At 36.4% G+C, this 12,759-nt stretch carries 10 protein-coding genes; 1 reads left to right on the top strand and 9 read right to left on the bottom strand.

Annotation, left to right across the window (positions count from 1 at the left end; translation table 11 throughout):
- Positions 1 to 68: 68 nt before the first annotated feature.
- The 5 genes from BLE01S_RS10530 to BLE01S_RS10510 all read right to left on the bottom strand — a co-directional run bounded on the left by BLE01S_RS10530 (position 69) and on the right by BLE01S_RS10510 (position 6,290).
- Complete coding sequence (locus BLE01S_RS10530; RefSeq protein ID WP_111703536.1) at positions 69 to 965, bottom strand: AraC family transcriptional regulator; 897 nt, start codon at positions 963 to 965, stop codon at positions 69 to 71.
- 22 nt (positions 966 to 987) lie between these two features.
- Positions 988 to 2,292: a DUF4129 domain-containing protein gene (locus BLE01S_RS10525; RefSeq protein ID WP_066141309.1), complete on the bottom strand. Its 1,305-nt coding sequence runs from the start codon at positions 2,290 to 2,292 to the stop codon at positions 988 to 990.
- Positions 2,289 to 3,401, bottom strand: a complete 1,113-nt coding sequence (locus tag BLE01S_RS10520; RefSeq protein ID WP_066141306.1) for a DUF58 domain-containing protein — start codon at positions 3,399 to 3,401, stop codon at positions 2,289 to 2,291. The genes BLE01S_RS10525 and BLE01S_RS10520 overlap by 4 nt, the downstream gene beginning before the upstream one ends.
- 3 nt (positions 3,402 to 3,404) lie before the next feature.
- Positions 3,405 to 4,373 carry an AAA family ATPase gene (locus BLE01S_RS10515; RefSeq protein ID WP_066141302.1) on the bottom strand — a complete coding sequence of 323 codons (969 nt, stop codon included), beginning with the start codon at positions 4,371 to 4,373 and terminating at the stop codon, positions 3,405 to 3,407.
- Positions 4,374 to 4,634: 261 nt separating this feature from the next.
- The gene (locus BLE01S_RS10510) at positions 4,635 to 6,290 is read right to left on the bottom strand and encodes a hypothetical protein (protein ID WP_066141299.1); all 1,656 of its coding nucleotides are present in this window, start codon (positions 6,288 to 6,290) and stop codon (positions 4,635 to 4,637) included.
- A 91-nt stretch (positions 6,291 to 6,381) separates the two neighbouring features.
- Here BLE01S_RS10510 and BLE01S_RS10505 point away from each other — a divergent pair, with 91 nt between their 5' ends.
- Positions 6,382 to 7,278, top strand: a complete 897-nt coding sequence (locus BLE01S_RS10505; protein WP_174521719.1) for a helix-turn-helix domain-containing protein — start codon at positions 6,382 to 6,384, stop codon at positions 7,276 to 7,278.
- A 58-nt stretch (positions 7,279 to 7,336) separates the two neighbouring features.
- Here the strand turns inward: BLE01S_RS10505 and BLE01S_RS10500 are convergent, their stop codons facing one another.
- From BLE01S_RS10500 to BLE01S_RS10485, 4 genes are read right to left on the bottom strand one after another with little or no spacing between them, the layout of a single operon-like run.
- Positions 7,337 to 9,301 carry a glycoside hydrolase family 127 protein gene (locus BLE01S_RS10500; protein WP_066141297.1) on the bottom strand — a complete coding sequence of 655 codons (1,965 nt, stop codon included), beginning with the start codon at positions 9,299 to 9,301 and terminating at the stop codon, positions 7,337 to 7,339.
- A gap of 29 nt (positions 9,302 to 9,330) precedes the next feature.
- A complete protein-coding gene (locus tag BLE01S_RS10495) occupies positions 9,331 to 10,233 on the bottom strand; it encodes a carbohydrate ABC transporter permease (protein ID WP_231955848.1) in 903 nt (300 codons plus the stop codon).
- A gap of 16 nt (positions 10,234 to 10,249) precedes the next feature.
- The gene (locus BLE01S_RS10490; RefSeq protein WP_231955849.1) at positions 10,250 to 11,131 is read right to left on the bottom strand and encodes a carbohydrate ABC transporter permease; all 882 of its coding nucleotides are present in this window, start codon (positions 11,129 to 11,131) and stop codon (positions 10,250 to 10,252) included.
- Positions 11,132 to 11,184: 53 nt separating this feature from the next.
- A complete protein-coding gene (locus BLE01S_RS10485; protein WP_231955850.1) occupies positions 11,185 to 12,492 on the bottom strand; it encodes an ABC transporter substrate-binding protein in 1,308 nt (435 codons plus the stop codon).
- Positions 12,493 to 12,759: the final 267 nt, after the last annotated feature.

The following is a 12,759-nucleotide window of genomic DNA, read 5'->3' as shown; positions in this document are numbered from 1 at the left end:
ATTAACAGTATTTCCAGCATGAAGATTGTACCATCGTAACTTTTTTGTCGTATTCGATGTTTAAAATCTTAACCTTTTTGTAATTTGACGATATCCATTTTATATAATGTTCTAAACTCTATCGGTGTTATTTTCGTATGTTTTTTGAAAAGCTGACTAAAATATTGACTGCTATTAATGCCGACATATTGAGCTATTTCAATAATTGGAATCTCCGTATCTTTTAATAACATTTTTGCCTTTTCCATCCTCAAAGTCGCCAAATATTCCATCATTGTGCAGTCCATCAGTTTCTTGAAAATCCTGTGCAGATAACCCGGATGCAAACTTACTGCTTTTCCTACATCACTCACTTTAATATCACAATCATAATGATAATGAAGAAATTCAATAGCTTGGTTCACATACACATTTGCTTGCTGATTTTCCCTGTTTAGCTTTTGATCTTCCACACCTAATCTAGCTATTTGAATAAGTAACTGTGATAGTAGTAGTTGGACCATTATCTCTTTATCTGTTTCCTTTTTATCACTTTCAAGCACGACATTTTTGAGCGTGTGATAAATCTCATTTGGATCTTTTAATGTGATAAATGATCTCTTTATCCCTAGAAATTGCCTTAATGCACTATTTTCATCTGCTAGCTCCTTTATAGAAGGAAAGCGGCTAATTTTGTGAATAAAGGAGAACTCCACATTTAACATTCTGCAAAGTTGGCCAGTTCCAACGACTAACCGATGAGGTACATGAGAATCCAGCAAAATAAAATCGCCTTTTTTTAAAGAAATAGATTCTGTTAATGTCTTAACTAGACAGCTCCCATCGATTACATACATTATTTCTACATCTTTATGTTCATGATAGGCCATGTCGAAAGCATCCCATTGCTTAAAATAGTATGCATTCACTTTGGCATAATAGTTGTCTTCTATTAATTCTTGTTGAAATAAACTCGATATAGTCACAGGATCCTCCTAAATTATAGGATTATTTTTCTCTCATGAAAGCATAAAGTTTTTTTATCTTCTCATCCCCGATATCTTCTTCCCCGTATCTCGTTTGCTCGTACGCATCCCTTAACTTGTCTATTTGACCCTCATCCACTATATTTGTTTTTAATTCCTGCAATGTTTCCCTCGGAGTATTAGTCGGTTTGAAGTTAAGTTTAGTTAATTGTTGTAATAAAAAACGCCGATATATATATCGAACTTTTTGGTGATTGGATAGCGATTCCCAGCGAGGTTCCCGCTTGAATATGTTTTGAACCAATTCTTTCGCTTTATCCTGCTGTTCTTTTTTCCATTCCTTCCAGTCAAAAACACTCTCTTTTTCATCGATATATTGTCCGGTTTCTTCCCGTTCCATCGATCTGTTTCCTATTTGTTTTAAAAACGCGATAAACGAACCGATTATTCTTTTTATCCACAGTCTACTTTTCTTTATTATTAAAAGAAGGGCTGCAATGGCTGCTACTATTAAAAACACATAAAATACATAGGTCATAATCATTTCAAGAAATTTAGCAAACGCTGAAGGTCCTCCAGGTTCCAGACCAAGATTTGGCTGTGCTGGTGGAGGAGCCTGCTCTGTCATTTGTTCACCTTGTGAGCTAGAAACAAATCCAAGCATCCAGTTTATGAATGATTTTACTCCATTTAATAACACATCCCTTATCGCTTGTCCATTTGTTACTAATGCAATCAACGCGATTGTAATAACAAGAAACAACCTATTTTGCTTTTTAATCGTTCGACTAATAAAAGGCGTTCGCTGCTTGGATAGTGTTGCAGACTTTAGCTGTTCACTATTAGAGATAAATAGGATAAGAACAATTACACTAGCTCCTGCCACTGTGATAAGCGTCAAGTATGGATGAAGCTTTTCCACATAACGAAAGAAGAAATAACTAATGAAGTAAATAATAAACCCACCAAACCACAGGAATCCAGCTGATAATAGACGATCCCACGATCTACTTGCGTACATGATCCCACGATAAATTAAGCTGGGATGGATGATCGCCCATATAATCCAAACGATTAACTGTTCATAAAAAAACACACTGGAAAAAACACCAATAACAAGCGAAAAACTCGCATACACCCACCATTTCTGATTTGGTAACAACGTTTTAAATAAAACACCAATGCAAAATAACCCGAACAAGCTTATAAGCCAAGCACCTAATGAAGGAGCCTCCAATAAAACACCAATGATAAGAATAATCGGAAAAAGAAGGAGATATTCGACCATCCCTTGGAAAAGCGTAATAAGGAGGTTTCTTTGCCTCATTTTAACACCTCCTCATTCGCTTGCTGATGTACAGCATCAAGTTCCATCATGAGAACTTCAACCGAATTTCCCTGTTCCTCTAAATGCTTAATCATCTCTGTCATTTTATCCGTTATCATTGCGGTTATTAAAAGAATATCTGTTCCATTCATGTTTTTATCAATATCTTCTTTTAGAAAATAATCAAAAAACGTACTTGTACCCATTTTCACTTTTGCCATCGTTTCATATAAGTATGTTAGCTGTTGCCTACCATTTTCTGGTTCGATGCGGATGGATTGTTTATTCACTTCATCAATATACGCATTACAGCCAAAACCAGTACTAATCCCATTTGCGATCGCATATTGAGCAACGGTGGAAGCATATGAAAGTGCCTTTTCCAACGCTTCTTCATCAATTATTGGCCTCCACACATCTTTCGTCTGATTAAAATTGATATAAATCATCAAATGATGATCGGCCGAAAAGTCTTTTTGATTTACTTGCATACGATTAGTTCTAGCTGTTGCTTTCCAATTAATAGCGTTCAACGGATCACCAAAAGCATAATCACAAACACCTGAGGTCAAAAATGGATCTTCAATAATCCAGCGACGGACGATCACATCTCCTAACCAACTATGTGCAGGCAGCGGTATCTCATCGATTGCCAGTAATTGTGGATAAACAGTAATTTCAGCGGTAGATGGAACGCTTCTAAAATTTTCAGTAATCCCAAATATATCACCTGTTGAAAGTGAGACCGTTTGAAAACGATAAAAACCTCTTTTTTCACATGTTAAATATTGTCTGCGTTTTACCTTTTGATACGGCATTAAACTGAAAAGTGTCCGATGGAATTCACCACTGTTAATATCATTATCCGATTCAGAGCGCTTTTGAAATTTCAGATGCTCACTTATTTTCGATTCTAGACGAAGCCATGGAATCGGAAGTAGCTTTTTATTAGAAATTTCATCAATCATTTCTATTTTTTCGCCTTCAAAAACAGCTTTTTCGTTAAACGATCGAGTATATTGAATACGAGATAGGCCCCATTTACCGTATATGTAGGTTTGTATGCCGATAAACACAATGGTAACAATAATAAACCAGGCGATATTCATCGATTAATTCGATCCTTTCAATATCAACTCTTCCGCCGGCACAGTAATTTGATCAAGAATTTCATCAAGAAGTACATCGACTTGATTATCCCTTAGCCTCATCGTATGAGCCAAAATGAGACGGTGTCCTAACACTGGCTTGACCATTGCTTTCACATCATCTGGAATAACATATGCTCTCCCCTTTAATACGGCATATACCTGAACTGCTTTTAATAAGGCCTGACTTCCACGAGGGCTAACGCCCAATTCAATATGCTCATGCGTTCTCGTTTTTTCTATAATTTCCATCATATACCCAAACATATCATCACTTACATATACATGAGAAAATAGTTGTTGTGCTATTAAAATCTCAGATCTGCCTACAATAGATTGCAACTGATGGATCGGATTTTTTTCTTTAAAACGTTTAAGAATAGCTATCCCTTCTTCTTTAGATGGATATCCTAAATCGAGTTTTAACAAGAAACGATCCATCTGTGCCTCTGGTAATGGAAAAGTCCCTTGACTCTCTAATGGATTTTGTGTCGCGATTACCATAAATGGCCCCTCTAAAGAATGAGTTTCACCATCAATCGTGGCCTGTTGTTCTTCCATGCACTCTAGCAAACTTGATTGTGTTCTTGGTGTTGCACGATTAATCTCATCCGCCAAAATAATATTAGAAAATATCGGCCCAGGACGAAATTCAAACTCTCCAACCTTTTGATTATAAAAATTAATCCCAGTTACATCAGAAGGCAGTAAATCAGGCGTAAACTGAATCCGTTTGCAAGAACACGATAGAGATTGTGCCATCGACTTGGCCAATAATGTTTTTCCTGTTCCGGGAACATCTTCAAGTAAAACATGCCCCGAAGAAATAAGTGCAACAAGCAGTAAATCAATCGCTTCGTCTTTTCCAACAATTACTTGTTGAATATTCTGTTTTATCTCGTCAGCTAAATCTTTAATCGCAGTAATATTCATTCATATACGCCCCTTTTCAATAAAATGTATGATAGAGATAAGCTCCATTAGTAGTCATCTTTAATATATCATGACAACGCTAACATTTTATATAGTTTGGTATAAGTTCATTTAGAATTACACTAATAGCTTGTATTATTGGACATAGACACCGAACATAGACTGGGTCTTTTTAAACTTAAATGTAGAAAAGCCATGATTATAAAAAATCATGGCTTTTCTACACTTCTATATTTTACAAGGGTCTGCTTTTACTCATATCTATTTTAGACTTAAACTTTTTATATTTTTACCAGATATACCCGGATAGACCTGATACCAATTATTAGCCTTTTTAATTTGAAACTTAGCACTCTGCGAATATTGTTCAATCGTATCTGAAACGACCGAGAGTGTTGGAATTAATTCTGGTATATCCCTTTCCCAAGGAAGACCATTTTGATTCCAGGCATATTCATGAATTCCGCCTGACCCCTTTCCGGGTGCAGGATATGCGAGATAATGCGTTTGTTTAGCATACCGGTAGAGCGCATGCCCATGGCCGGATGGAGTCCCCATTTCATGAAAGACCGAGAATACTCCCCAAAGTGCATCATAACTATTTTCTCCGAAAAGAAGTAAATTAGGATGCTTCCTCTTCATTTCTTTCGCCCATTTTACTAGACCTTCATATGGAGAATAGTTGGGGTCATTTGCCCAAAAACAAGTAATATCAAGAAAAATTCCGTCTACACCAAATGTTTCAATGAGGTAATTAGATTTTTCAATCATGTGTTTTAAATAGCCTGGATGACCCATATTTGCTAGCATACAATTATTCTCTGCTGATAAATCATAGTCCCAATCTACCCAATCACATCGCTTTTCAAGTCCCCACGGGTCGCGAATCACAGCGTCTTCCAACCCTAGCTTTTCCATTACCTCTATATTAGCATTATTAGCACCTAACATCGGGATGACCTTAACCCCTTGTTCATGCGCCTTTTTCACAAAGCTTTTTAATCCTTCTTCCCCGCCCATTCGAAGGCTTGGCTCATATTCTGGATAATTATAATAATATCTCCCATCCCAACCAGGTAAAAAGGCGAGTACATTTTTTCCATCTATTTCATTCGTTATCCATTCTAAGCGTTTTTCCATCTCAGTAAAGGTATTGAATACATGACCAGTCCAATGCTCACCATGAAGGATTGTTACGAGTTTAATATCTTCTAGCCACATAGGTGTATCTGTCCTTTGGTTATATGGAACCAATCCAAAGTTCTTTTCTAAATCTTCACAGCGTTCAAGTAATACCGCTTCTTCGCTTTGGTTACAACCGATATGCCACGCTGGCATGGTCATTTCAGTTGATCTATAGCGCTTGTCCTCTTCATGGGAAAGATCTAAAACCTGCGTTTCAAGATATGGATCATAATGACTTGCGAATCCTTTTAATCTTAGTTTCTTATCCTTAGATAAAACAAACCAGTTATCACCTTTTTGGTCCCCTACAAAAACAACTGGCATTTTTAACCTTGATGGATAATGCTGGGCTTTAATATCACGGCAATAACTATCCTTTGAAATCGTAACGATATTATTTTGATCGAAATGAAGCGACTTTAAATTAATATCGAAAACTTGAATTAACATAGATTTACATATTTCATGCGAATGGCTGCCTTTTGCTTGGACAATGAAGCGATTATCCTTTCCGATTGCAATATCAAGTTCGATTTTTCCTTCTGCCTTTTCTTGGTTTCCAGCCCATGATAGACCCGTTGCTTTTAAGTAGACTCGATTATTTTCTTCTATTATTTCCACACGATCAGGGTCTGGTGCATATGCGTTTACTTCAGTAAACAATCTCACCGCAAAGCGAAGTTGCTTTAATTGAATGATCGTATCTCCAAAGTCATAGCCAATCGTATACATGTACGTACCTCCGATTCATTTAATAAAGGGTAATGCGACGATTCAACGAATAATACAAGTAAAGAATTTTTAAAAAGGAGCCAGTTAATTCATGACTAAAATTTTAAAAATGCCCATTAATACTCCCGTTGAGTTTATTTCTGGCGGGCAATTTATTTCTGAAAAGCCATGGATTCATACAAAAAGAAATATAGATAGTTTTGAAATAATCATCGGTGCAAACAAAACACTTTATATAGAGCAAGGCGGTATTGACTACATGGTGAATCCAGGCGAAGTACTAATTCTATCCCCCCATATGGAACATAAGGGGTTTGATATGAGCGAAAGGGATCTGTCTTTTTATTGGTTTCACTTCTACTGTCCAACAAATTACGAAATCATAAACCAAGATAAAATGAAAGATGAGGTAAATATTTCGAAGAAAAACGCAAATAATTCCAGGTCTGTTAATTATATTTATTTACCAATCTTTTTCAGCCCAAGCAGTATAGATCGGATTAATATCATGTTTCGACAACTGTTACATGTTTATCAATCAAACTACTTTACTTGTTATAGTGGTCATTATTTAACAACTTCTATTCTTATTGAATTAACCGAACAAGCCATCTCACATATATATTTGCCAAATCAAAATACCGAGGAAGATAAAAACTTACATTCATTACTTGAATGGACGCGAATTCACGCGTTAGAAAATATTTCTGTCACTTTGATCGCAAACAAATTTAATTATAGTCGGGAATACTTATCCCGTTATTTCAAGAAAAATACAGGCATGACTGTAATCGAGTATATACATTTCATCAGGATATCGAAGGCGAAGGATTATCTCGCCCGAACGAATGAAAGTATTAAAGAAATTGCTTATTCAGTAGGATTTCAAGACGAAAAGTACTTTATGAAGCTGTTTAAAAAATATGAAAACATGACCCCAACAGAGTACAGATCTTCCTTTTTCAGGACAAAAATGAACAATAATTAAACTATCTGATAGCGAACGGGGTTGCCGCTTTATAACAACAACCCCATCCATGTAAAGCCTATTCTTCTCTAATCCATACGCTCATTTCTCCAGGCTTGCGATTACTCCAAGAAAAGTATGGGATTGCTTTTACCTCTGATCTCACCATCTCTATCTCTCCTGTAAAATAAAGCTGGTCGCTTTCGATTTCTTTTATTCGTAAACCTTCGCCTGTAATAACTGTTACCCCCTCTAATAAGTCTTTCTCATATGCTACTGATAATGCTGAATTGGTGGCTAAACTGATTGATTTTAAATTCTCCCCATTGTCCGCTTCTTCGATACAGTAAACAATTGGTCCGCGTTGTAGGGCTACTTTTCCAATATTTTCTCTCACATTAGGATTTGCGCGTACCATTTCAACCGGCATAGGAAGAACCAATTCGATTCGATCATCATTCTTCCACTTACGTGTAATTTTCGCATATCCTTTTTTACTAATAGATGAAACGTCAATGATTTCATCATTTACCTTAATTCTTGGATTTTTACACCACGAAGGTAAGCGAAGTGCCACTGTAAATTCCATTTCGTGCTCTATCTCTATTTGGACGTTTATCTTTTCATCCCAAGGATATTCCGTTTTTTGTGTAATTCCTACATTGTTTCCATCAAGCTCAACAGTTGTGTTACCACCAATATATTGATGAATAAATATTTCCTTATTACTGTCATGATGCGAATATATATATCTACCTAAGGAAGCTACTAATCTTGATAAGTTCGGCGGACAGCACGCACAACCAAACCAAGATTGCCTTTTGTACTGAACAGATTCCATATCATTTCGATGGTCTACAGTGGAGGGCCATACTTCTAATGGATTGACATAAAAGTAGCTTTTACCATCTAATGACATTCCGCTTAATATTCCATTATATAAAGCGCGTTCAATCACATCTGCATATTCACTATCCTCCTCTATTTGAAGCATACGATCTGCCCAGAAAACCAAGGCAATCGAAGCACATGTTTCAGTATAAGCACGATCATTTGGTAAATCATAATCTACGGTAAAAGATTCCCGATACTGTGATGAACCTATTCCTCCAGTTATATACATCCTTTGTCTTGTAACATTTTTCCACAGTTGCCTACATGCCTCTATTAAACTTTCATCTTGTAGTTCTGTAGCGAGATCGACCATTCCACTATATAAATAGAGAGCTCTAACGGAGTGTCCTTCTGCCGTCTTCTGTTCTCTGACAGGCAAATGGGCTTGTGAATAGTCTTTACTGTGAAATAAATCCTTTTTGTTCTTATGTTTTTCTTCTCGTAGTTTAGCCTCTATATCATAGTAATGCGGCGGCTGTGCCCCTCTTTCTTCTATAAAAAACTTACACAAGTTTAGGTGTTGTTTATTTCCAGTTACTTTGTAAAGTTTCATAAGTGCTAGTTCTATTTCTGGGTGGCCCGGATACCCACGTTTTTTTCCCGTTTCTGGTCCTAATACTGAATCGATATGATCTACTAATTTACATACAATATCGATAATCTTTTGTTTGCCTGTCGCTTCATAATAAGCGACTGCTGCTTCAATTAAGTGTCCAGCACAATATAGCTCGTGATCGTCTCTTAAATTTGTCCACTTTTTATCTGGGTGAGCTACTGTAAAATACGTATTTAAATACCCATCTGACAGTTGTGCGCGACCAATTAAATCTATCGCCTTATCAGCAATTCTTTCAAGTTCATCATCTCTTTCTATAGCTAATGAATGGCCAACAGTCTCTAACCACTTAGCTAAATCACTATCTTGAAAAACCATTCCATAGTATTCCTCATTCGATTCCCCCGCTGCAATCCGAAAATTTTCGATTGTATGGCTTGGTTCAGCTCCAGGGATCGCATCATTTAATGCGGCCCATTGATAGGGGATGACAGTTTCTTTGATGAGTTTTTGTCGTTTTGACCAAAATGAATCATTAATAACCACCTTTTTTAAATCTACATTCTCTAATCGTTTTAAGCTCAGCTTTTCCATTTTTCATTCCTCCAATATGTGTTATTTCATTACTCCCCTTTAATCCCAGACAAAGTAACTCCTTTAATGAAGGCATCCTGTGCCAGTAAAAAGATGATAATCACCGGCAGGACACTAATCACTGTTCCAGCCATTAGTACAGGCCAATCAGTTGCATACATACCTTGCATGGAAGCTAAACCAAGAGGAAGTGTCATTTTACTTTGTGTATTGATATATACAAGTGGGCTGAAAAAATCATTCCACGTACCCATAAAAACAAATATTCCTAGAGTTGCCATTGCAGGCATTGTTAATGGCACAAATATACGCCAATAAATACCAAATGGTGTGCAGCCATCAATCTTGGCTGCTTCTTCCAACGACTTTGGAATAGTGAGGAAAAACTGCCTCATTAAGAATGTGCCGAAAGCGCTTACTAATCCAGGTAATATTAATGCGGCATGAGTATCCACTAATCCATAAAAACGCATAATAACAAAGTTTGGTATCATCGTCACTTGCATTGGGATCATGAGCGTCGCTAAATATAAACCAAAAATCAAATCCCGACCTTTAAATTTTAATCTTGCAAATACAAATCCAGCCATGGAGCTAGTAAGGAGTTGTGATATGACAACAATACTAGTTACCTTTAAACTGTTAAAAAAGTATTGCATAAAAGGGAAGCGATCTGATATTTTCAAATAATTCTCCCATTGGATTGACTTACCTAATAGTGTAGGGGGAAACACAAACACTTCGCTCAACTCTTTTAACGATGTACTTATCATCCATACGAATGGAAATAACATGGTCAGCGCCCCGAGGCTAAGAAATATATGTGCAAGTATATTTTTATAGCGAATCGATCTTTTCACTCTTCTTTTTTGAATAGGATTCTCGCCATTCATTTTAATAAATTGATTATCTTTCATTACTAATTTATTCAATGATGCACCCCCTATATTAAACTTCCCCTCTTTTCTTCTGTAATGTAAATTGTATAAATGTAAAGATAAGCACAAGAAAAAATAAAATATAAGCCATCGCACTTGCGTAACCCATTCTAAAATACTCAAAACCGTTCTGATATAAATAATGAACTAGCACAGATGTGGATCGAGCTGGTCCTCCACCTGTCATTAAGAATACCGCATCAAATACTTGAAATGAACCGATAATAGCCATCACCGTAACGAAGAAAGTTGTTGGTCTTAGCAACGGAACGGTAATATAAAGAAACTTTTTAAACCATGTAGCGCCATCGATATCCGCTGCTTCGTAATAACTTTCTGATATTCCTTGTATTCCAGCGAGAAATATCAACATATTAAACCCTAATCCTTTCCAAATGGAAGTGATCATAACTGCTGGCATTGCCCATTTCGTATCACTTAGCCAGCTTGGACCTTGAATTCCAGTTAAACTAAGAATAAAATTTAACAAACCATACTCCGGATTATAAATCCATTGCCATACTACTGCGACTGCAACCATGGAAGAAATAACTGGCAAGAAATAAGCAGCTCTGTAAAACTTAATAAATCTTATCTTCTGATTGAGAGCAACTGCTAAGAATAATGAAATAATGATCCCTACAGGTACCGTCACTACCGTAAAATAAAGTGTGTTCCATAACACCTTTTTAAATGTCTCATCATTAAATAGATTGATATAATTTTCAAAACCAATCCATTGAATAGGTGTTAGCAGATCCCAGCTTGTGAAGCTAAGAAAAAAGGAGGCAACAACAGGAAAAAGAACAAAGATCAAAAATCCGATTAAACTCGGGAGCAATAATATAAACGCCCACGGACCATCCTTATAAAATATTGTATTGAGGTTCAAGCTTTTCCCTCCTTGATCAACGGTTCTAGAAATCTAATAGGATAAAAGAATAATTAGTCTTTCGTTAGTTCTTCATTTACTCTTCTATCAATATTAGCGAGAACATCTTCAACCGGCTGGTTATCATACCAAAACTTATCTAATTCTTCTATCATGATGTCATCTACTTGATTTTTCCCAATCTTAGCAAATGGATCAACATTTGCAGCTTGAAAATATGGTACTAATTCCTTAAATCCAGCAGGATGAACCTTTTCATTAAACCACTTATCAATACCTTCCTCGGTATATAGAGACGCCCTGTTCGGCATCCATAATCCTTCATTAATTAAGTCAATCTGATAATCCTCAGAGGATAGAAAACTTATAAACTCCCACGCTTCATCTGGATACTCAGTATTAACTGATGCTGCATGAACATGTGCTTGTCCATTTGTTACGGCCTGAGTAAACTTTGGTAGTGCCGCTACTCCAACTGGAAAATCCATTTGGCTTAATTGCTGTAAGGACCATGATCCATCAATGAGCATCGCTATTTTTCCTGTTTGCAACATTTGCGAAGCACTCATTCCTGATTCCTCTAATAATTTTGCTTCGGGACTTACTCCATCTTTTTTCAATGCTAGTATGGCTTCTAATACATCTTTTGTTTGCTGCGAGTTCATATTGACCGCTGAATACTCATCATTAAAGATGGATCCATCATTTTCCGTAATTGCGGCAACAGTATTCGCTAATGTTTCAAATCCATAAGTACCAAATTGAGTTATCTTTTTCCCTTCTTTAACTGTTAGATCTTGAGCTACACTAGCAAACTTATCCCATGTCCATGCTTCATCCGGATTACTCGGTGGATAAGGAACACCCGCTTTATCAAAAATTTCTTTATTATAATAAAGCACTGGAGATACTGTACAGCTACTTACACCATAAATATTTCCATCAATCTGCATAATATCCGCTGAAGATGGGATAAAGTCGTCTATACTTAAATCATTTTCAAAATAGGTTGATAGGTCTAGAAGTACACCACGCTCTTGGAATGCACGATAATCAACTGACCCTAAAAAGAAGACATCTGGAGGAGCATCACCAGCCATCATTGTTAACAGTTTCGACGCATATTGATCACCAGGTACAGGTGTGTATTCCACTTTAATATTAGGGTGTGTTTCTTCAAATTTCTTAATCCCATTTTTAACACTTTCCGTTTCCAGCGGGCTTGCTTCCCACCCCATAAACTTTAATGTTACAGGGCCATCTTTACTAGACTTTGTCGCCGTCTCCTTTGATGTACAACCTAGCAATACAAGGGAAACTACCATGACTGTTAACAATATGAGGTTTAATCTCTTGGCCACCTTTCATTCCTCCCCTATTAATGTTTACTCTTCCTTCTTTAACCCTCAACCTCTCTACTCTAGTTGCAAATGTTTATCTTTATAGCATTTATACTATCATCCTATTAATTCTTTGTCGGTAGACTAAAAACTATATTAGGTGTATAAAAATGACTTCCTTTTTTAAGGATTTCACAATTAGTGTCGAACCTTGTTTAATAAGGAATAAGATAGCTTTTTTTGTTTCCAAAACAAAAAAAAGAGCATGTAAAGATGCCCTTAAAAATG

The sequence above is a fragment of the Lederbergia lenta NBRC 16444 genome, assembly GCF_001591545.1.
Taxonomy (GTDB): Bacteria; Bacillota; Bacilli; order Bacillales; family Bacillaceae_C; genus Lederbergia; species Lederbergia lenta.
The sequence above is the reverse complement of the archived record's forward strand: the minus strand, read 5'-3'. Positions and strand labels throughout refer to the sequence as shown.